This is a genomic window from Duganella sp. S19_KUP01_CR8 (assembly GCF_036688705.1).
In the GTDB taxonomy this organism is placed as follows: domain Bacteria; phylum Pseudomonadota; class Gammaproteobacteria; order Burkholderiales; family Burkholderiaceae_D; genus Rugamonas.
The window spans coordinates 18,914-40,640 of record NZ_JAQQPR010000026.1; the positions used below are offsets into that span (position 1 = coordinate 18,914).

The window sequence follows — 21,727 nt, forward strand, 5'->3', positions numbered from 1 at the left end:
TACTTCGCACCGGACGGCAAATCCGCCCGCGCTCAGCTCGTCGCCGTAAGCTGCATCGCCATCGGTCCGGCGACCTGGTCGCCCACGAAGACGTAGGCCTGGTACGCGCCGGCATCCAGCCCCGGCAGCGCGTCGCGCACGTCGAGCGCCAGCGAGACGTCGATCCGGTCGCCCAGCTCGTTCATCGGCGCCGGGATCGTCGCGACGTGGGGCCGCGGGTCGTCAAGCCGCAGCAGCACGAGGTTTACGGGATACAGGCGCAGCGCGTCCGCGGGCAGCGTGAACTGGCCTGCGGGCAAGCGGAAGGCGGCTTGCAGCAGGGCGCCGTCGACCCGGCACGACGGACGGTCGGCGGCCCGCAGCCGGCCCGGATGCACGAAGGCCGCCGCCGCCATCGGCGTCGGTGGGCCGCGGCGATCGCCGCTCTGCCGCACGTCGAACGCGACCGTGTTGGAGCGGCGATCGTAGACGATCGCGGTGGCGGTGTAGCGTCCGTCGGGCCACCGGTTCTCGAAAAGTTGCGCCAGGTCGAGGGCCCGCAGCGAGTTGGTCACGACCCAGAAGTCGTGCTCGGGCGGCGGCCCGGTGCGCGACGGCGTCGGGATCTCGGCGCTGTTGCCGCGCACCAGCGGTTGCGGGCTCATCAGCAAGGCCCCGGTGGACAGGTCGACGCAGAAGAGGTGCAGGTTGCCGTTGAAATCGACCTCCCATTGCCGCTTGTCCGTGGCGCGGGACGCCAGCAGCACCGGCAGGCCGGGTTGCTCTTGCCGGTCGAAGCCGGGCGGCGCGCCCAGCGCCAGCGCCGACAGCGCCTGCGGCCCGGGTTCCAGCTCGGTGTCGTCCATCGCGGCCAGCCTGCGCTGCAGCGCGTCGAACGCCGGCTCGCCGGCGGCGGGCAGCGGAACTCGGCGCAGTTCGGATTCCGCGTGGGCCTGAGCGTCTTGGGTCATGGCTTGAACCTCGAGATGTCCTGCAGCCGCAGGTAGTGGTCGCAGACCGGGCAGATCCGGACGCCGTTGATCGCCGAGTGGCACATGACGCACGCGGCGGCGGCATAGCCACAGTGGTCGCCGTTCTGGGCGTAGTGGTGAGGATGCTTGGGTGCGCCGCTGGTCGCAGCGGACGGCACCTGCCACAACGCGTGGAAGACCTCGTGCATCAGGGTCTTCTTGAACCCGCTGGGATCGGCGGCATGGGCGGGTTCGATGCGTGCGGCCAGGTGCTTCGCCGGGGTGTAGTACGTGCCGCACCAGGAGGTCACCGCCTGCAGTTGGAGGTTGTCGAGGCGCGCGTGGGTGGTGCCGGCAGGAAGGACGGCGGGAAGGTGGACCTCGACGTTATTGCGATTGGCGCCGCGGGTGGTATTGATCACGATCTGGGCGTCGGTGATCGCGGTCGGAGCCAGGCTGGTATAGCTCCCGGCCGGGGTCAGCTCATAGAACTTCATCAAGCCGCCGGCAACCAGGGGAACCCCGTTTATGGTCGGCTTGACGATCTTGTGGCTCATCGTGGCCGTGAACGGAAAGGCCGCGATCGGCATGGCGTTGGTCGACACCCCGCCCGTCAGGCCGTCGCTGACGAGCATGATGTCGCAGGCGATGACCGGCAGCTTCAGCGGTTTGTCGGCCTCGTGCACCACGGCGTCGAAGAATTCGCCGACGTTGTCATCGCCGACGACCAGGCCGTCGCTCATGTCGCCCGCGAAGCCCAGCATGTAGCGCGGGTAGATCGCGCGCCGGCTCACGGTATTGCCCTGGGGCGTGGGGGTGCCGGCGGCCACCGACGTGTCGACGCGGCTGGCGGGAAACGCGATGGGCGTGCTGGCGACGGCCGTGACGCCGAAGTTCTCGAACTCGGCCATCGGTGCGGCCACGTTGGCCTGGACGACGCCCGGCACCTGGACCTCCTGGTACCAGAACTTGCGCCAGACCGTTACCGCGTGGGCCGAGAACACCGGCTTGCGCTTTTGCAGGTGGACATGGCCGGCCACGTATTTCGCCAGGTGGGCGTCCTCGGCGAGGTAGGCGGCCGGCTGGAATTTGTCGCCGCCGTAGCGCGACAGCCGCAATTCCTGCTCGGCGTAGCCGGTGTCGTTGGTCGTCTGGCTCAGGTGCAGCACGTTCTTGCGGTCGGCCTTGTCCAGGTGCTTGACGTCGGCGTGAAGGTCTTTGAATATCCACTTGCCGCCGACAATGTTCTGTCCCCACTTGTCAGCGGCCAGGTTGCCGGCGTCGGGCGCCAGCGCGAAGTGGATCTTGACGTTCTTGAACGGCTTGCTCAGCTTCGCGCCTATCGTCAGCAGGCGGCCGGCGGGATCCGCCTTGAGGTTGATGTAGAACCGCTGCGTGCCGCTGTCCCAGGCCTCCGGGGCCGAGCCGGCGGGCGCCGGCGCGACATAGGCCAGCTTTACCTCGTCGATCTTCAACACGGTGAGGCGCACCCAGTCGCCGTTGCGCTTCGGCGTCTTGGCCAGCCCGCCGATGGCGCGGTCGATGCCGGCCTCGATGCGCAGGTCGCACACCTGGTCCGTGGGGGTGTCACCCTGCACCCAGAACGTCACGTCGTTCAGCGCCAGCGCCGACAGCTTGGCCCGCGGGCTCGCCACCGTCGAGCCGCCGACCTCGCTGTCGTGGAAGGAGACGGTGCCGCTGCCCGGGCCGGCCGGCGCATCGCCGTGGAAGTCGCCCGGCGTGACGTCGGCGGGGGTAGCCTTCCACGCGAAGCCGAGCACGCTCGACAACGCCAGTTCGTGGTCCGCGGCGGCCGCCGGCAAGTGGGCGGGATCGATCTTGGCGCACACCAGCTTGGCGCGCCCGAAATTCTCGCCATCCTGGACGTGGAGCAAGCGGCCCGGGGCCGCGGCATCGGTGGCGGAGGGCACGCCGGTCTTGTCGGCGTCGCTCATCACGATTTGCGGCGGCCAGGCGGCGGCGTGCAGGTCGTCGTGGTATGTCGTCGGCGGCTCGGTGTCCGGATCGACCTGGAGGGCGGTCAGCGCGGCCGCGTCCTGCTGGTGCATCTTCAGCTCGACACGGAGGACGCCCAGTTCCTGCTCCGGCGTCGGATTGTCGTCGAGTACGACGAAACGGTCGGCGGGGTCGAGCAGTGTCAGCTTGAGCTTGATGAGTCCGGGCGCCTTGCCGCGCAGGTAGAGCAGGCAAGGCTGGGCTTGCGTCAGTTGGGTGTGGGTCAGGTCGCCGGCCAGCGGCTGCAGGCAGGCCTCGTCCAGGAAGGCGTCGGCCTTGCCGGCGAGCCCCTCCAGCTTGGCGCCCTTCGTGTACGGATGCGCCGGGTTGGTCTCGGTGAACGACAGCTCGACGCGCGTCGGCGCGGCGAGGATAGGCTTCTCGTTCGGAGCCTGCTGTTGGTGGCGTGCGCGTTCCTCCAGCACCACGTGATATTCCAGCTCGAGCTTCGGCTTGACGAGGTTGACCGTTTCCACGGTCACCAGCATGGCGGGGTTCGGCCCGGGTTTCAGCGTCACCTCCAGCGCGGTGGCGAAGTCGTGCGTCGTGACGTATTGTTTGGCGTCGGCGGCCTTCAGCGCGCTGACCTTCACCTGATACTTCCCGGGCGTGACGAGCCCGAAGTCGGCGATGCCGTTCGCCGCGGTGGGCTGGTCGGCCACCGCCTGCAGGCCGCCCGAGACGCTGACGATCGCGCCTTCCAGCAAGGTGCCCGGCGCGTCCTTGAGGTGCACCTGGACCTTGAATTCGGCCTTGCGCACCAGCACGAACCGGACGTACGTGATCTCGCCCCCGGATACCGCCACGCCGCGCTGGACGCTGGGCGCCGTCGGGCTCTCGTAGGCGGCCTTCAGGGCCGGGACGTTGGCGATGTCGTCCAGATCGATGTCGTACGTGCCCGGCGGCAGGGGATCGAACGCGGCGATGCCCGTGTCGTCGGTGCGCAGGCTCACGGGCCCGCGGCACGGCACGGCCGCCACGTCGCGGCTGTCGTCGTCGGTGACATGCACCCAGATCGCCCCCTTTTTCAGCGGGCAGGGGGTGGCCGCCACGAGCGGGTCGTGCTGGCAGGTGCCGGGGATGTCCTTGCCGCATTGGCCGCACTTGTGCATGGGATCAGCGCCTCATTCGTGCGGCACCAGGGGGCGGCCGCCGGTGCGTTCGCGAAAGCGCTCCCAGATCGCCGACAACCGCACGGTATCGGGCAAGGCGGGGTGGGCCAGCAGCTGCAGCGCCCAGGCGCGGCTGGAGGCGTCGATTCGCTCGAAGGCTTGCCCGTACTCCAGCCTCAGGTCGATCCACAGGCGCAGCGCACTGCCCGAGTGGACGCGCCACGGCTCTCCGGCCGCGACGGCCGCCTCGATGAACGCGCGGCATCCGGTCTCGCCTAGCCTGGCGAAGTGCCGCGGATAGTCGCTGGCGACATGCGCCAGGTGTTCCTCGATGAACAGGGCGCGCGCGCGCTCGCCGAACGCGTGCAGCTGCGCGTTGCGGATGGTCAGCATGGGACGAGGCGCTCGTGCGCCATTTAGCTGCCGTGGCCTTGCATGGGACTGTCATCATCACAGATGCGTCGTGGCATTCCTGAAATGCCTGGCACCGCCGCCGCATCCTCCAACTTCAGTACATTCAGATCGATAAATGCAGAGGGATAGTGGTGCGATCCGGACTGCAACTTCTTCCGGCTGAGTATCCGACCAAAATTGCAAGCGAGTATCTTCATGGAGTGTCCTTTCGCGAATTCACGCTCGCCGAACTGGACACCGATTTCATGCCGCCCATAACTGGCAGTGGTTGCCGAAGTGGTGACGAAACGCGCAGTCTCCAAGGCTTCGCCACCATGGTAGAGACGGTGAACGATCGGGTACCCTTGTTTGACCAGGCCGTTGCGCCGAAGGTAAGTCCAATTTGTCACGGGGCTGGTATTGAAAGTGAAAACTTCCAGTACATCGTTGGACAGATGTCCGGCCTGTTGGGCCAAACCGCCGCCGAGCGAATGACCAACGGCATAGATTTTGATCTGAGAATTTCCCTTCGTCGCATTCGTCAGGCGCTCGATCAACGCGGGAATGTGCTCACGGGCGGTCTTGTACTGGGCTGGCTCAAAGCCGAACGGGGCGGACGCATTGGTGATCCAATCCGGAACCGCCTGGCCCTTGCGATTTTCGGTGCCGCGGAAGGCGATCACAGCTTCTTCGATGGTGCCGTTTTCATCCCGATACACATAGGTCTCGTAAAAGAGGCCGTTGCTGTCCTTCATGCAGGGGGATTCCCCCGGCTCCGTGGGTATCCAGCGCTCCCAGCCGGATGCCGAGTTGGGGACACGGGGCATTCCGTACTGGGCCTGGCCATTCCAACCGTGGTCGAGGTACTTGCAACCCTGTTCGTCGCGGACGTCCTCATTCAACTCGCCACGGTAGACTGTCTCGGCGAACAGTGCCATGAGTCCATAGCGGTTGGCCAGTTCGACGAGAAAATCGTCGTCCTCAAACTGCTTCATCGTGACGTCGTTTTTACCCGGGGGGGAGTCGTAGTCCTTTCGCTCCGCGTCAATTGAATGGAGTACGCCGCAGCCAGCGGTGGTGGCAATCAAGGCCATGGTGGCAAGCGTCTTCGAATAAAATACCTTCATATTTATCCTTTTCCAACTCGTGCATTAGCTGATCGGCGTCCTCCGCAATTGTAGGCGGCATTAGTTGCTGAAATCTCTCCAAATGCCACAGTGAGCTAGATGGCAATCCTTCTCGGGCGCCTACCAGTCCCGGCGGACTCGCAGCATGGCGAAGGGCTGGGTACGGGTCACGTTGTGCTCGACGAAGTCGACCGCGCCGGCCAGCCTGTCGCCGGCGTAGTGGGTGCGGTCATTGGTGACGACGCGCCCGGCGAGGTTGTTCAATTCCAGCGTCACCATCAGCTTGGCCGCCGGACGGTAGTTGACGAAGGCGCGAGCCCAGCCCGTGCCATTGTTGGTGTCGTGTTCGGCGACCTGCCAGTTGTCGTTGCTCCAGCCGTTGTCGATGGACAGTCCCCAGGCAGTTCTCTGCCGTGGCAAGTCCTGCGAAAACTCTATCCGCCACGCCAGCGGCTGCTCGCCGGACAGCGCGCGCGTTTCCAGCGTGGTGGGATCGGTGACCGACGACGAGCGCCTGGTCATCGACAACTTGAGCAGTCCCTGCGGCAGCGACCAGCTGTCGGTGGGCAGCGTGAGCGAGCCGGAGACGCTGTCGGCGCTGGCGTCGCCGATATTGCCGGCGGCGTCGTAGCTGGCGTTCGATGTGCGGATCGGCATGCGGTCGAGCAGGTCGCTGATGTGCGATTGCGTGTAGCTCAACACGGCGGAACCCCGGTCCCCGAAGCGGTATTCGACCGCACCTTCGCACAGCAAGGTCTTGGCTGGCACCAGATCGGGCAAGTCGGCCCGGAGCGTCTTGTCGGCGATGCCGAAATACCCTGCCGAATCGCCAAAGTTCAGCTGGCTGACCTCGCGTTCCATGCGTAAGCGTAGCAGCAGCGACGAGCTTGGCGACAACGACAGCCGCAGCCGAGGCTTGGGATAGTTGTAGGCCTTGGCTTCCGGCTGGTCGGCGCCGATGCGCAAGCTGGAGTGCTCGATTTTCAGGCCGGCTTCGGCGTTGAGCGAGCTGTCGACCTGCCATGCCGACGACAGCTGGCCTTCAACGCGCGATTCCTGCACCCAGGCGCTGCCGGTCGGCGACACGGCGGCGCCGGCGTTGGCCTGGTAGCTGTTGCTGTTGTCATTGGTGTTGACGGTGCGCTCAAAACCGCCGCGTATCGTCACCCCGTCCAGAGCGCGCCAACTGAGCTGTCCCGCCAGGACTTGCTCGTTGGCCGTGGCGTTAGAGAACGAATACGATGGGTTGCCGCCGCCTGCCGCAAAAGTCGATTCGGCGTTCAGCTCGGATGTCCGGTGCAGCGCCTTGAGGTCCATGCTTGCGCCGTTTGCCAGGTCGCGCGTATAAACCAAACCCTGTTCCGCCGTGCGTCCGGCGTTGTCGTTGCTGCCCGACGAGCGCGTCCCGGCGTCGTACTGGGCCTGCGACTGGTAGGTCCAGGGATAGACCGCGGCGTTCCATGTCAGTTGGCCGTCCAGCAGATCCTGGCCATAGCTCAGTTTCATCGTCTTGTTTTCGGCAATGCCGGCGCCCACGATGGCCACCTCGGCGGCCGGGGTGGCGGCGGCATACAGCGTGGTCCGGCGCCCCTGTCCTTGCGACATATCCGGCGACCGGGTGCTGGCCAGCGTGACGTTGATGCTCTTGTCCCCGTGTTTCAGGCTGTAGTTGCCATCCAGCGAGGGTTGGTGGAGGCCGTCCTGCGTCAGGTAACTGGAGACGCTGACGTTGGCCGAAACCAGGTCCATCTGTTTGAGCACGATGTTGGCCACGGTCGGGTAGCCCTGCATATCGATGCCGCCCGCGCCGCCATTGATCACCTCGATGCGCTCGACACCCGCCACCGGGATCCGGCCCAGCACCTCGCCGAGCGGATCGGTTTTGGAAGCAGGGCGCTTCCCGTTGATGAGCACGTTGCCGGCCACACCACGCGACGCATTCCCGCCATCGAAGACAAAACCGGGCAGGCGGGTCAGCATGTCCATCGCTGAGCTGGCCTGGAACTGGGCGAAGTAGTCCGGCTTGTACGACGGCGCCGGCGTCGCGTCGGCCGCAGCGGCCGCCCCGGAGGCGGCCAGCGCGGCGGCCAGCAGGGCAGCGTGATGGAGGAATGTCTTGTGTCGCATTTCAACATTGTGCAATGAACACGATGCGTGCGCAATTGCGAAATTCACCAAATCGCCACCGACACCGGCGAACGGCGCGCGCTCAAAATGTGGCATTTGCGGAACAGCTTACGCATATCGCTACTAGCAAACAGCGACTGACGTTGATAATGTGTGTTTTCGGCATACCTCAATCGGCAAACGGGTTCTCAATGCGTGGATGTAAATTTCTTGTCGGCGTAGCCTGTTTGCTCGCCGTAGCGATGCTGCGCGCCCATGCCGCGCCGCCGGTGCGCTTCCTCATGCTGGAGAACCGCACCATGCCGTTTGGCCTGGTGGTGCCGGGCCCGAATGGGCGATTGCTGCTGGCCGGCGGCATCACCAAGGATTGGCAAGATGCGCTGGCCAGGGAACTCGGCAGGACGCCGGCCTACGTGCTGTTGCCCCGCAAGCGCCAGGATATGGCGGTGGTCCAGAAATTGGTGGATCTGCGCTGCTTCGTCAGTCCGGATTGGCTCACCAGCGAGCAGGTCGAGCTGTATGATTGGCCGGCGCCGTTCTTCGATGTCGAGGAGCGGCTGGTCGGCCCGTTGAACGGCAAGTCCGCGGAGAGCATCGATGAGCTGTCCGGCGTCCGCATCGGGACCGTGCTCGGCTATAACTATCGCAACCTGGAACCGTTGTTCGCCGATGGTCGCGCCAAGCGTGACGATGCGAGCAACGAGACGTCCTCATTGCTCAAGCAAGTGGCCGGCCGTACCGATTTCATGGTCATGCGCAGCCTGGACTTCGAGTATCAGCTGAAGACAGATCCGACGCTTAAAAAACTACGCCTCACTCCGGTGGTGATCAGCCATTTCGCCATGTATTGCGCGCGTCCCAAATACAGCAGCGTGTCGCTGCGGGACTTGAACAACGCGCAAACGCGCTTGCTCAATGCGGGCGTGCTGGAGCGGATCCTGGCCAGCTATCGCTAGTGGCGCGATATCAACGATGGCAGACGGCAGGCCGCTGCCGGCGTGTTTCAGGGTAGGCCAACACGCGGCGTATCGCTTCCAGCGGCACGTGATAGGTCTGCATGTACGTCCAGGCGATGGCCGAACCCTTCGAGTTGGCCAGCCAGATGCCGTGCTCCACCACCGAGCTGGTCACATTGTTGCGACGTTGGTCTCCATTCATGCTTTACTCCCAAGGCAAAATGGAAACGTTATTACATAATCAAAAATCATGTCGCCACGTTGAAGCTCATCGCTTGGCCGGTCGGTGCGGTGGGCCTGGCTTCCATATAAAATCGACTCCATGCAAGCGGTGACGGAATCCACGAATAGGAGGAATCAGAATGACACGAGTTCGAGTTGAGAGCTTTACGATTTCCATAGACGGATATGGAGCGGGGCCGAATCAGGATCTTAATGAGCCGCTTGGCGTGGGTGGGAAAGAGTTACACCAGTGGGTCATCCCGACACGCACGTTCCAGCAGGTCCACGGCGCGGGAGATGGCACGACCGGCGTCGACGACGATTTTGCCGCGCGGGGATTCAAGAACGTCGGCGCGTGGATTTTGGGGCGTAACATGTTCGGACCGGTTCGCGGGCCTTGGCCCGACCTGAGCTGGAATGGCTGGTGGGGCGATAACCCACCGTACCACGTCCCGGTTTTTGTCCTGACCCATCATGCTCGGCCTCCTATCCAGATGGAAGGCGGCACGACGTTCCACTTCGTCACAGGCGGCATACACGAAGCGCTGGACCGGGCCCGCGAAGCCGCGAACGGCAAGGACGTGCGCATAGGCGGCGGGGCCGACGTGATCCGACAGTATCTTCAAGAAGGGCTTATCGACGAACTGCATATCGCGATCTCGCCGATTCTGCTGGGCAGTGGCGAGCGCTTGTTCGAGGGCGCGGACCTGCGGGCGCTGGGATATGAATGCGTCGAGTACGTGGGGACGGAGAAGGCGACCCATGTTGTGCTCCGGCGCCGTTGAGTTGGGATAGCGGAAAATTTGTGTATGCGTTAAAGTCAATGTCGCCATTTTGACAATAATTGTTTGTCGAATGGTTCCGGCCCGGCCGGATCGGGGGCGCCAGGCGTGGCGCCCATTTCAGGCAGAGATTACATCACTCACAAGGAAGTATTTCATGTCGAACCTTCAAAAGATAGGCGCGTTTTTCGAGACATATGCAAGCAAGAATGTTGCTGCGGTCAGCGACGTCATGGCGGAAGACATCGTCTGGCGCATTCCAGGCCATCACCCCCTCGCCGGCGAGAAGCACGGCATCAAAGAGGTGCTGGCTTTCTTTGATCAGCTGGGAAAAGCTGAATTTCAAGCCCAGCCATTCGCGATCGCGGAGCAAGGCGACTACGTCATCGACCACCACCGGGGATGGAGCACCGCCGGCATGGGCCTCGATTTGACCTGGTGCCTGGTCTTTAGATTCGAGCATGGCAAAATCAAGGAAGTGACCAACTTCTGTTCGGACCAGCACAAGGCCGATCTGTTCTTCCATGAGCATTATCGGCTCAAGGCGATTCCCGAGCGTCTGGCCGAGTAAATCGTTCCTCATCAAGCATGGCGTGCCTTTCAGGCTATCCCAGCCGCTTATCTTCAAACCCGGTATGCGGGTGAAGGCCGTCACCCGGAACGACATCAGCGGCGCCTCCACCCGGATCAGATTCGGATGGGTGTCGCCGTAGCCATATCCCCGTCCGACTTCACCGTCGATCTTGCCGGTACCAAGCAGCATTGTTTTCTGCCGATGTAAATTAGCAACGAAAATAATCCCGCTTTCCTGTCCCATGCTCCAGCTTCCCCCGAACGGGGGATTCGATATCGTGGTGCTATTCACCTATTGTGCACAGGCATCCGCAACATAGCGGGTTCCATGCCGGCGGCTGCCGGCGCATAAGAGGGAGACCTATGCAGCACATACTCAAAAAAGGCAATTCCGTATTGCCGGGCCTGCTGGCCGCCGCGTTGGCCGCCCACGCGGCCCACACCGGCGCCGCCGAATTCAGCATCGACAACGGCTGGAATGGTTCGTTTAATAATACTGTCAGCCTGTCATCGGCCTGGCGCGCCGGCAATCCGGACAGCGCCTTGTACACGCCGGCCGACGGCACGCGCGCCGGCCTGAGCGGCGGCACCGCAGGCAATCCCAACGACGCCGGCAACCTGAACTATCGCAAGAGCGACCGCCTCTCCAGCGTGGTCAAGCTGATCAGCGAATTCGAGATCAAGCGCGACGACGCCGGCGCGCTGGTGCGCGCCAAGTTCTGGTACGACCAGGCCGCCAAGTCGCGTAACGTCGGCTATGGCAATATGGCCAACAATTACCAGAAGAACGCGCCGCTGAGCGACAGCGGCTTCGAGGATTTGCAGAAGTTCTCCGGCGCCTATCTGCTGGACGCCTATGTCTACGATACCTTCCGCCTGGGCGACAAGCCGCTGCAATTGCGCCTGGGCCGCCAGGTGGTCAACTGGGGCGAGAGCCTGTTCGTGCAGGGCATCAACCAGATCAATCCGGTCGACCTGTCGGCGCTGCGCCGTCCCGGCGCCGAGCTGAAAGAAGCGCTGCTGCCGGTCGCCATGCTGAACGCCAACCTGGGCCTGGGCGGCGGCCACTCGCTGGAAGCGTTCTACCAGTTTCAGTGGCAAAACACTTCGCTCGACAGCTGCGGCACCTATTGGGCCGTGACCGATGCGCTGATCTCCACCACGCCGGGCGCCTGCAAGGCGCTGCCGCTGGTTCCGCTGGGCGGCATCAGCGGTCCGTCCGCCTATGCGGCCGGCATGTATGTGCCGATGATCGCGGGCCGCAAGGCGTCCGACGGCGGCCAGTACGGCGTCGCCTACCGCTTCCCGGTGGCCGCGCTGGACACCGAGTTCGGCCTGTACGCGATGAACATCCACTCGCGCACGCCGATCGTCTCCGGCCTGGCCGGCACCAACCTCAAGGCCATCAATCCGGCGATCCCGCTGCTGATGCCGCTGGCCGGCTTTGCCGGCGTGCCGGCGCTCAATCCCGCCACCAATCCGAATATCAAACCGATGCAGGCGTTCTGGGAATATCCGGAAGACATGCGGGTGGTCGGCCTGAGCGCGTCGACCAACCTGGGTGGCTGGTCGATAGGTTCGGAGCTGAGCTATTCGCCGAACGTCGCGGTGCAGCGCAATGGCAACGACGTCATCACCGCCGCGCTGCTGGGCGCCGGCCCGGTGGCGAAGGCGGCGCTGGCCGCCGTCGCCAAAGGCCCGGGCACCTACCTGGCCGGCTACGACCGCTTCCACAAGACGCAGTTGCAGCTCAACGGCGTGAGCACCTACGCCAATGTGCTGGGTGCGCAGCAGGCGGTGCTGGTGGGCGAGGTGGCGGGACAGTGGAACAATGTGCCGGACTATAAAAACGATCCTTCCGCGCTGCGCTACGGCCGCGCCTTCCAGTTCGGCCAGGGCTCGCATCCGCTGTACGGCGGCTCGACCTGCGCCGGCAGCGCCATCAACAACCCCAGCCCGGACGGCTGCCGCAACGACGGCTATGTGTCGCGCAGCGCCTGGGGCCTGCGCGTGCGCGGCCAGCTGGAATACGCCAACGCTTTCGACAGCGGCGTCAGCATCATCCCGAGCGCCTTCCTGGCCGCCGATATCAAGGGCTATTCGATGGACGGCCAGTTCATTCAAGACCGCCGCCAGCTCGGCCTGGGCGTGCGCCTGAGCTACCAGAAGAAGCACAACCTGGAGTTCACGCTGACCACCTTCGCCCGCGGCGCCGCCTACGATCCGCTGCGCGACCATGGCTACTACGCCGTCAATTACAGCACCACGTTCTAAGGACATCGACATGAAAACCACCACCATCATGCTGGCCGCCTTGCTGGCGGCGCCCGCGGCCTGGGCCGGCATCACGCCGGCCGAAGCGGACAAGCTGGGCAAGGAGCTGACTCCGGTCGGCGCCGAGCGCGCCGGCAACAAGGACGGCACCATTCCCGCCTGGGACGGCGGCCTGGCCAAGCCGCCGGCCGGCTGGACGCCGGCGCAAGGCTACGTCGATCCGTTCGCCGGCGACAAGGTCCTGTTCACCATCACCGGCCAAAACGCTGAGCAATACAAGGACAAGCTGCCGGCCGGCGCGCTGGCGCTGCTCAAGAAGTACCCGAACTTCAAGATGCCGGTGTACCCGACCCACCGCAGCGCCGCCTATCCGAAGGAGGTGACGGACAAGGCCAAGGAGCAGGCCACCAAGGTCGACCTGAAAGGCTACGCGCTGACCGACCTGGGCGGCTCGCACGTGCCGTTCCCGATTCCGAAGAACGGCCTGGAGGCGATCAGCAACCACCTGACGCGCTACATCGGCGGCGGTTTTGACCGCACCTACGACTGGTTCCCGGTGCGCGCCAACGGCGACTTCTATCGCGTCGGCTTCCGCGAACTGCGCGTCTCCGACGCCAACTTCGATACGCGCACCGAGAACCACCAGTTCTCCTTCCTCGGCTTCTTCACGGCGCCGGCCACGCTGCAAGGCACGGTCTACCTGGTGCATGAGTCGATCGACCAGGTCAAGGAACCGCGCCAGGCCTGGATCTACAACGCCGGCCAGCGCCGCGTGCGGCGCGCGCCGGATCTGGCCTACGACAACATCTCCGACGGCACCGAGGCGATGCGCGTGACCGACCAGTACGACGCCTACAATGGCGCGCCGGACCGCTACGAGTGGAAGCTGATGGGCAAGAAGGAAATGTATGTGCCGTACAACGCCTACAAGCTGTCCGACAAAAAGCTCAAGTACGCGGACATGATCCAGAAGAACACCGTCAATCCGGACCTGATGCGCTACGAGCTGCATCGCGTGTGGGTGGTCGAGGCCACGCTGAAGAAAGGGCAGAAGCACATCTACGGCAAGCGCACCTTCTACCTGGACGAGGACAGCTGGGGTGTGCTGGAGGAGGACGCCTATGACGGCCAGGGCCAGTTGTGGCGCATCGGCGTGCATCCCATCGTCCAGTTCTACGACGCGCAAACGCCTTGGTACCGGGCGAATATCTGGCATGACCTCAGCAACGGCAACTACCTGCTGTCGACGCTGGACAACGAGGTCAAGACGCCATGGAAGTTCGGCACCAAGGGCAACTGGTCGGACTTCCAGCCGGACGCCTTGCGCCGCGCGGGCACCAGGTAAGGACCGGGCATGAAGATCCTCGGCAAACTGCTGGCGGCGGCGCTGGCCTGCGCCTGCACGCTGGCGCCGGCGGCGCCCATCCGCACCGACCGCGTGATCCTGCTCGACGTGGCGCAGGCCGGCGATGCGCTGGTGGCGGTGGGCGAGCGCGGCGTGGTGCTGCGCTCGGAAGACCGTGGCGCCAGCTGGCGCGCGGTCGGCACGCCGGTCACGCGCACCTTGAGCGGCATCGCGCTGCCGCAGGGAGCGGCCGGCGCTGGGGTGGGCGTCGCTGTCGGCCATGGCGGCACCGTGTTGCGCACCGCCGACGGCGGCCGCCACTGGCAGGCCGTCAAGGTCGACGCGGCCGGCAGCGATGCGCTGCTGGGCATCTTGCATACCGGCGGCGCCGGCTACATCGCCTACGGCGCCTTCGGCCTGTACCTGGAATCGGCCGACGGCGGCGCCAGCTGGACGCGCCGGCAGCCGCTGGGCGCGGACTTCGACCGCCATATCTCGCAAATCGTCGCCACCGGCGACGGCCTGCTGCTGGTGGGCGAATCCGGCACGCTGGCCACGTCGTCCGACCGGGGCCGCAGCTGGACGCCGCTGGCGTCGCCATATGCGGGTTCGTATTTCGGCGCGCTGGCCGCCAACAGCGGCGTGCTGCTGGTGTACGGCATGCGCGGCAACGTGTGGCGTTCGGCCGACGGCGGCAAGAGCTGGAGCCAGGTCAAACTGGGTACCTCGCTGGCGCTGATGAATGGCCGCGCGCTCGACGACGGCCGCCTGGTCCTGGTCGGCAACGCCGGCCTGGTGGCGGTCAGCGCCGACAACGGCGCCAGTTTCACATTGCACAAGAGCGCGCGCGGCAAGGGCATCGCCCAGCTGGGCGCGGCCACCGGCAACACGCTGGTGGTGGTGGGCGAGGCCGGCGTCGAGCAGGTCCGCATAGACAATCCGCAGAAAGACTAGTATGAGCAAGCATGCATTGCGCCACACCGGCGAGACGGGCTTCACGGCCCGGCTGTCGCGCGGCATATTCAACTGGCGCCGCTCTTTGCTGGCGCTGTTCGTCCTCGTCACGCTGGTGCTGGGCTACTTCGCCAGCCAGCTGAAGGTGGAAGCCGGCTTCTCCAAGATGATCCCGCTCAAGCATGAGTACATGCGGACGTTCGTCGAATACCAGAAGGACTTCGGCGGCGCCAACAAGGTGCTGATCGCGCTGCGCCAGCAGGACGGCGACATCTACAACAAGTCCTTCATGGAGACGCTGCGCAAGGTCACCGACGAAGTGTTCTACGTGAAGGGCGTCGAACGCAGCTCGGTCACTTCGCTGTTCACTAACAACGTGCGCTACAACGAGGTGGTGGAGGACGGTTTCCGTGGCGGTAATCTGGTGGCCTCCGATTTCGCCGGTACGCCGGAACAGCTGGCGAAGGTGCGCGAGAATACGCTGAAGTCCGAATGGGTGGGCCGCATCGTCTCCAACGACATGAAGGCGGTGATGGTGGTGGCCAGCCTGCAGGACACCGACCCGGACACCGGCAAGCGGCTCGACCTGCAGCAGGTCGGCAAGCGGCTGGAGGAGATCCGCAGCAAGTACGAGCATGGCGGCGTCACGGTGCACATCATCGGCTTCGCCAAGGCGGTCGGCGACATCGCCGACGGCGCCGCCGGTGTGCTGGGCTTCTTCGCCGTGGCCTTCGTCATCACCGCGCTGCTGCTGTACTGGTACAGCGGCTCGCTGATGCTGAGCAGCTGCGCGCTGGTGTGCGCGCTGGTGCCGGTGGTGTGGCTGCTTGGCCTGCTGCCGCTGATGGGGCTTGGGCTGGATCCGATGTCCATCCTGGTGCCGTTCCTGATCTTCTCGATCGGCGTGTCGCACGCGGTGCAGATGACCAACGCCTGGAAGCTCGAAACGCTGGCCGGCGCGGACGGCGTGACGGCGTCGCGCAACAGCTTCCGCAAGCTGTTCGTGCCCGGCGCGATGGCCTTGCTGGCCAACGCGCTGGGCTTCATCGTGATCGCCTTCATCGATATCGAGATGGTGCGCGAGCTGGCCATCACCGCCACCGTCGGCGTGTCGGTGATGATCGTCACCAACAAGATGCTGCTGCCGATACTGCTGTCCTATATGCGCTTCTCGCCGGACGAGCGCCGGCGCCATGCGGCCCGCGGCGGCGCCGCCGGCCAGCTGTGGGACCGCCTCGGCGTACTGGCCACGCGCAAGGGCGCGGTGCTGGCGTTGGCGGTAGGTGGCTTGCTGCTGGCCGGCGGCGTGTGGCAGGCGCGCGCGCTGCAGATCGGCGACCTGGGGCAGGGCGTGCCGGAGCTGCGCGCCGATGCGCGCTACAACCGCGACGTCGCCGTCATCACCAGCCGCTTCGCCATCGGCGTCGACCTGCTGCAGGTGATCGCCGAAGCCAAGGGCCAGGAGACGCCGTGCGTGCAGCGCCCGGTGCTGGACCGGATGGAGCAGCTGGAGTTCACGCTGAACCAGGAACCCGGCGTGGCGGCCGTGCGCGGGCTGGCCGGCTTCGTCAAGCAGGTGACGCAGGCGTATGCGGAGACCTTCATCAAGTGGCGCGTGCTGCCGGAGGAAACCGCGCAGATCGCGCAGGGCGTGGGCTTTGCCACGCGCCTCGGCAATGAGCTGATGAATTCCAGCTGCACCGCGATGCCGGTGTCGGTTTTCACCGTCGACCACCAGTCCGCGACCATCCGCCGCATCGTCGACGTCATCCACCAGTTCAAGCGCGAGCACGATACCAAGGAGCTGCAGTTCCGCCTGGCGGCCGGCAACGTCGGCGTGATGGCGGCCACCAACGAGGCGGTGGAGCAGGCCGACAAGTGGGTCAACCTGGCGCTGTTCGCGTCGGTGACGCTGCTGTGCCTCGCCACCTTCCGTTCGATGCGGGTCACGCTGTGCATCATCCTGCCGCTGGCGCTGGTGACCATCCTGTGCAACGCGCTGATGGCGGCGCTGGGCATCGGCGTCAAGGTCAACACCTTGCCGGTGGTGGCGCTGGGCGTCGGTGTGGGCGTCGACTACGGCATCTATCTGTTCGAGAGCATGAAGCACGAGATCCGCGCCGCCGGCTGCACGCTGCGCGAAGGCTTCGTGGCGGCGCTGCGCCAGCGCGGCACGGCCTCGGTGTTCACGGCGGTGACGATGACGGTGTCGGTGGCGACGTGGGCGTTCTCTGCGCTGAAGTTCCAGGCCGACATGGGCGTGCTGCTGGCCTTCATGTTCCTGGTGAATATGCTGGGGGCGATCCTGCTGCTGCCAGGGCTGGCGGCGCTGCTGGTGGGGGAGCGCCTGCGTTCCGATGCCGGCGCTAGCGGCGAGCGTTCCTGAGCAGGCCGAGCGCCTCGGCCTGGACCACGGCCTGGGTGCGGCGCTCGACCGACAGCTTGACGAAGATGTTCTTCAGGTGGGTCTTGACGGTCTCCGGACCGATGCCCAGCACCCGCGCGATTTCCTTGTTTGAATTGCCGTCGGCGATCAGCTCCAGGATGCCGCACTCGCGCGGGCTGAGGGGATTGCGCAGCGTTTCGGCGGCGGGAGCCTGCTGCGCCGGCCGGCCGCCGTGCAGGGCTTGCCACGCGAGCAGCACGCGCTGGGTGAAATCGCGCAGCGTCCGGTCGTCATCGCCGCCATGGCCGGCATCGCCGCGTTGCGCTTGTTCGTGCGCCTGCGTCAGCAACGGGCCGATGCCGGCGCCGTGATCCAGCAGCGGGGCAAGCATGTTGCCACCGGCCGCCATCGCCAGCGCGTCGCCGAAGGTGCGCGCGGCCTGCTCGCCGCGCTTGAGGCCAGCCTGCGCATTGGCCAGCATCAGGCCTGCGCGTACGGCCAGGTAACGGTGCTGCGACGCCAGCAGTTCCGCCAGCAGCGGCTCCAGCACCAGCAGCGCGTCGGCGTAGCGGAACTGCTGTAGCGCAAAGCGGGCTTCGCCCAGCGCGGCGAACTGGCCCACTTCTCCGAGCGGACTATCCGGCAGGTGCGCGGTGCCGGCGTCCAGCCCGCGCAGGCGTTGCAGGCAAGCCTGCGCCTCGGTCATCCGGCCTTCCAGCAGATGCAATTGCAGGCGTTCCAGTAGCATCGCCGCCGTCAGGCGCGGCCAGTGGCGCGCCAGGCCGAGATGTTCGCCTTGTTCCAGCAGGGCGTGGGCGCGTTCGATGCGGCCGTGGCGCAGCGCCAGCCGCGCTGCGGTAGTGAAGGCGCGCATCACGCAGTCGAGGAAACCCAGCTTGGCGATGATGCCCAGCCGCGGCGTCAACAACGCTTCCGCTTCGACCGGCTGGTTTTGTTCGTACAGCAGGCAGGCCATCAGGCCGCCGGGCAGCGCGGTCAGCATCTGTTGCGCGCTGTCGGAATCGGCGTCCTGCAGCAGGGCGGCGCGCAAGCGGCCGGCCGCCTGGTCCAGGCGGCCGCGCAGCATGTCGGCCAGGCCTAGGATGGACAGCCGGTACACCAGCGACAAGGCGTTGCGCGCCGCCTCGCTGTCGGGGTAGGGCAGGTCGGGCACGGCGTACAGGTCGGCCCAGCGGCCCGTCTTCAGGCACACGAAGCGCTGCACGTTGTAGACCGAGTTGTGGACCCAGGTGTCGGGTATCGGATGTTCCAGGCAGGCGGCGATCAGCTGGCCGCAGCGCTCATGTTCATCGGCCAGCGCCAGCGCGGCCGCGCGCGCGGCCTGGCATTCGCGCCGCAGCTCGGCGCTGTCGCTTTCGGCCTCGATGCGGCCGACCACCTGCTCCTGGTCGGACGACAGCGCCAGCGTGTTCGCCCAGGCCATCGCCAGCCGCAGGCGCAGCGGCAGCCGCACCATGTGGGTACGCAGCTGACGCTCCCAGCCCAACAAGGTCAGCAGGTCGCCGCCTTTCACCAGCGGCATCGCGCATTGCTCGATCCAGGCGCAGGCCTGGTCGTTGGCGCCGGCGTCCAGCGCGTGGCGCACCGCCGGCGACCACATATCCTGCGAGCGGTACCAGTCGGCCGCGCGCCAGTGCAGTTCGCGCAGCTGGTCGCCGTCGCGCTGTTGCAGGCGTTGCAGCAGATGTTCGCGGATCAGCTGGTGGTAGGTGTACCAGTTGCCTTCCTCGTCGAGCACCGTCAGCAGCTGGCGCTTGTCGAGCTGGCGCAGCAGCTCGTGGGCGCCGTCGCTGCCGGCCAGCGCCACCGCCAGCGCGGCGCAGAAGCGCTGCGGCAGCGCGGTCTGCATCATGAATTCCATCAGGCTGTCCGGCAGCTGCAACAGCAGCTCGCCCAGGTAGCCGTCGATCGAGCGCGATACGCCGGCGAGCGCGGCCGGCACGGCGAAGTGCTGCGGGGCCTTGCCCTCCTGCGACAGCGACATCAGGCGCAGCGCGGCGGCCCAGCCCTCGGTCTGGCTGTGGATGCGGCGGCCGTCCTCCGGCGTCAGCTCGACATCGTTGGCGCAGCTGAAGAACTCCTGCGTCTCGTCGGCGGTAAAGCGCAACTGGGCGGCGTCGATCTCCAGCAGCTGGCTGCGCACCCGCAACGCGGCCAGCGACAGCGGCGTGTCGTCGCGCGACAGCACGATCAGGTGCAGGTTGGACGGCGCATAGCGCAGCAGGAAGGACAGCAGCTCGTGGATGGGGGCCAGCGTGATGCACTGGAAATCGTCGAGGAACAAGAACACCTCTTCGCCGCAGCCGATGATCTCATCGATCAGCAGCGTCAGGACCTGGGCCGGATCGCCCATCGCGGAGTGGGCGAAGCTGGCCATGCTGGCCGCGCCCATGTCCGGGTGTGCGCGGTGCAGCGCATGGCAGACATAGTGCAGGAAGCGTTGCGGTTCGTCGTCGTCCGGATCCAGCGACAACCAGGCCACCAGGTTGCCGCGCTTGCGCAGCGCCTCGCTCCAGGCCTGGGCCAGCGTGGTCTTGCCGAAGCCGCCGGGCGCCTTCACCAGCGTCAGCAACCGGCCTTCGATTTCCGCCACCAGCGCGGCCAGGCGCAGGCGCTCGATCAGTGCGCGCCGGGCCTTGGGCGGCAGGGTCTTGGTGGCGATCAGGGGACCGTGGGCGGGGAAGGACATGGTGACGCCAGTGTAACCCGCCCACCCGCCGCCAGTCCAGATTGCTCCCCCAAGCGGGGGATGATGCGCAACACCGCGCGCGCCCACAATCGCCCTGCATCTGTTGTTTCCATTTTGGGCGGGGCCTCGGCCCCGCCGCTTTTTTGGGCGCGGCAGGCCAGGACAATCATAAGAAGGAGACAAGCATGGGCAAGCAGGAGTTCGACTATGTGGTGGTGGGAGGCGGTTCCGCCGGCTGCGTGCTGGCCGCGCGCCTGACGGAAGACCCGGCGGTGACGGTCTGCCTGCTGGAGGCGGGTGGCCCGGACAGCAGCGTGCTGATACACGCGCCGGCCGCGGTGGTGGCCATGCTGCCGACCAAAATCAACAACTACGCCTACCAGACCGTGCCCCAGCCGGGCCTCGAGGGGCGGCGCGGCTATCAGCCGCGCGGCAAAACGCTGGGCGGCAGCAGCTCGATCAACGCCATGCTGTACGTGCGCGGCAACCGCCAGGACTACGACGGCTGGGCCGCGCTGGGCAACCAGGGCTGGTCCTACGAGGACGTGCTGCCATATTTCCGCCGCTCGGAAAATTGCGAGATGTTCGGCTCGACCCCGCTGCGCGGCGCCGGCGGTCCGCTCAATGTGGCGTATCCGCGCCATGCAAGCCCGATGAACCGGATGTTCATCGACGCCGCCGCCGCCAACGGCATCGCCGCCACCGACGACTACAACGGCGCACAGCAGGCAGGCGCCTTCATGTACCAGGTGACGCAGCGGGACGGTGAGCGATGCAGCGCCGCCAAGGGCTACCTGACCCCCAACCTGGACCGGCCCAACCTGACGGTGCTGACGCGCGCCGTGTCGGCCCGCGTGCTGCTGGAGGAGGGCCGCGCGGTGGGCGTGGAATATTATCAGGAAGGCCAGACGAAGCAGGTGCGCGCCCGACGCGAAGTGGTGTTGTCGGCCGGCGCCTTCGGCTCGCCGCAGCTGCTGATGCTGTCCGGGATAGGGCCGGCCGCCGAGCTGCGCCGCCACGGCATCCCGGTGGCGCGCGACCTGCCGGGCGTCGGCCAGAACCTGCAGGACCATATCGACTATGTGCAATCGTGGCGCACCCGCAGCGACACCGAGACGTTCGGCGTGTCGGTGCGCGGCGGCGCCAAAATGGGCGCCGCCATGCTGGAGTGGCGCCGGCACCGCACCGGCATGGTGACCAGTCCCTACGCCGGCGCCGGCGCCTTCCTGCGCTCCGGGCCCGGCGTCGAGGCGCCGGACCTGCAACTGGTATTCGTGCTGGCCATCGTCGACGACCATGCGCGCAAGATGCATCTCGGGCACGGCATCTCCTGCCACGTCGACGTGCTGCGGCCGCACAGCCGTGGCACGGTGGCGCTGGCCGGGCGCGACGCGCGCGAGGCGCCGGTCATCGATCCGCGCTTCCTGTCCGACGAGCGCGATCTGGAGGTGCTGGCCAAGGGCGCCCGCATCCAGCAGCAAATCATCGAGTCGGCGCCGTTCGACGGCGTGCGCGGCAAGATGCTGTACCCGGTGGACGCCGACGACGAGGCGGCGCTGCGCGCCGATATCCGCCGGCGCGCCGACACCCAGTACCACCCATGCGGCACCTGCCGCATGGGGCCCGGCGACGATCCGCTGTCGGTGGTCGACCAGCGGCTGCGCGTGCGCGGCGTCGCCGGCCTGCGGGTGGTGGACGCGTCCATCATGCCGACCATCGTCAGCGGCAATACCAATGCGCCGACCATCATGATCGCGGAAAAAGCCGCCGACATGATGCGCTTCGACGCCCGACAATAAA

At 66.1% G+C, this 21,727-nt stretch carries 15 protein-coding genes; 8 read left to right on the plus strand and 7 right to left on the minus strand.

What is annotated here, in order from left to right:
• Positions 1-32: 32 nt before the first annotated feature.
• From V6M89_RS23075 to V6M89_RS23095, 5 genes are all read right to left on the minus strand, one after another.
• A complete protein-coding gene (locus V6M89_RS23075; protein ID WP_332855381.1) occupies positions 33-950 on the minus strand; it encodes a hypothetical protein in 918 nt (305 codons plus the stop codon).
• Entirely contained in the window at positions 947-4,078 is a 3,132-nt protein-coding gene (locus V6M89_RS23080) for an MSCRAMM family protein (RefSeq protein ID WP_332855382.1), read from the minus strand. The genes V6M89_RS23075 and V6M89_RS23080 overlap by 4 nt, the downstream gene beginning before the upstream one ends.
• Before the next feature lie 12 nt (positions 4,079-4,090).
• The gene (locus V6M89_RS23085) at positions 4,091-4,471 is read right to left on the minus strand and encodes a hypothetical protein (RefSeq protein ID WP_332855383.1); all 381 of its coding nucleotides are present in this window, start codon (positions 4,469-4,471) and stop codon (positions 4,091-4,093) included.
• 23 nt (positions 4,472-4,494) lie between these two features.
• Positions 4,495-5,598 carry a DUF6792 domain-containing protein gene (locus V6M89_RS23090; RefSeq protein ID WP_332855384.1) on the minus strand — a complete coding sequence of 368 codons (1,104 nt, stop codon included), beginning with the start codon at positions 5,596-5,598 and terminating at the stop codon, positions 4,495-4,497.
• Between the two features lie 120 nt (positions 5,599-5,718).
• Positions 5,719-7,725: a hypothetical protein gene (locus V6M89_RS23095; protein WP_332855385.1), complete on the minus strand. Its 2,007-nt coding sequence runs from the start codon at positions 7,723-7,725 to the stop codon at positions 5,719-5,721.
• 227 nt (positions 7,726-7,952) lie between these two features.
• Between V6M89_RS23095 and V6M89_RS23100 the strand changes: the two genes are divergently transcribed.
• Entirely contained in the window at positions 7,953-8,681 is a 729-nt protein-coding gene (locus tag V6M89_RS23100) for a substrate-binding periplasmic protein (RefSeq protein WP_332855386.1), read from the plus strand.
• A gap of 10 nt (positions 8,682-8,691) precedes the next feature.
• On the opposite strand, the gene V6M89_RS23105 is transcribed toward V6M89_RS23100, so the two are convergent.
• Positions 8,692-8,883 carry a hypothetical protein gene (locus V6M89_RS23105; protein WP_332855387.1) on the minus strand — a complete coding sequence of 64 codons (192 nt, stop codon included), beginning with the start codon at positions 8,881-8,883 and terminating at the stop codon, positions 8,692-8,694.
• A gap of 160 nt (positions 8,884-9,043) precedes the next feature.
• Between V6M89_RS23105 and V6M89_RS23110 the strand changes: the two genes are divergently transcribed.
• From V6M89_RS23110 to V6M89_RS23135, 6 genes are all read left to right on the plus strand, one after another.
• Positions 9,044-9,688 (plus strand): dihydrofolate reductase family protein, encoded by a 645-nt coding sequence (locus V6M89_RS23110; RefSeq protein ID WP_332855388.1) that lies wholly within the window; start codon positions 9,044-9,046, stop codon positions 9,686-9,688.
• Positions 9,689-9,917: 229 nt separating this feature from the next.
• Positions 9,918-10,256 (plus strand): nuclear transport factor 2 family protein, encoded by a 339-nt coding sequence (locus tag V6M89_RS30445; protein WP_442881995.1) that lies wholly within the window; start codon positions 9,918-9,920, stop codon positions 10,254-10,256.
• Positions 10,257-10,621: 365 nt separating this feature from the next.
• Positions 10,622-12,532, plus strand: coding sequence for a DUF1302 domain-containing protein (locus V6M89_RS23120; RefSeq protein WP_332855390.1), 1,911 nt, complete (start codon positions 10,622-10,624; stop codon positions 12,530-12,532).
• 10 nt (positions 12,533-12,542) lie between these two features.
• Positions 12,543-13,877 carry a DUF1329 domain-containing protein gene (locus V6M89_RS23125; RefSeq protein ID WP_332855391.1) on the plus strand — a complete coding sequence of 445 codons (1,335 nt, stop codon included), beginning with the start codon at positions 12,543-12,545 and terminating at the stop codon, positions 13,875-13,877.
• 9 nt (positions 13,878-13,886) lie between these two features.
• Positions 13,887-14,831: a WD40/YVTN/BNR-like repeat-containing protein gene (locus V6M89_RS23130; RefSeq protein WP_332855392.1), complete on the plus strand. Its 945-nt coding sequence runs from the start codon at positions 13,887-13,889 to the stop codon at positions 14,829-14,831.
• Position 14,832: 1 nt separating this feature from the next.
• Complete coding sequence (locus V6M89_RS23135) at positions 14,833-17,217, plus strand: efflux RND transporter permease subunit (RefSeq protein ID WP_332855393.1); 2,385 nt, start codon at positions 14,833-14,835, stop codon at positions 17,215-17,217.
• On the opposite strand, the gene V6M89_RS23140 is transcribed toward V6M89_RS23135, so the two are convergent.
• Positions 17,198-19,927, minus strand: coding sequence for a LuxR C-terminal-related transcriptional regulator (locus tag V6M89_RS23140; RefSeq protein ID WP_332855394.1), 2,730 nt, complete (start codon positions 19,925-19,927; stop codon positions 17,198-17,200). The genes V6M89_RS23135 and V6M89_RS23140 overlap by 20 nt on opposite strands.
• A gap of 185 nt (positions 19,928-20,112) precedes the next feature.
• Here V6M89_RS23140 and V6M89_RS23145 point away from each other — a divergent pair, with 185 nt between their 5' ends.
• Positions 20,113-21,726: a GMC family oxidoreductase gene (locus V6M89_RS23145; RefSeq protein WP_332855395.1), complete on the plus strand. Its 1,614-nt coding sequence runs from the start codon at positions 20,113-20,115 to the stop codon at positions 21,724-21,726.
• Position 21,727 lies beyond the last annotated feature (1 nt).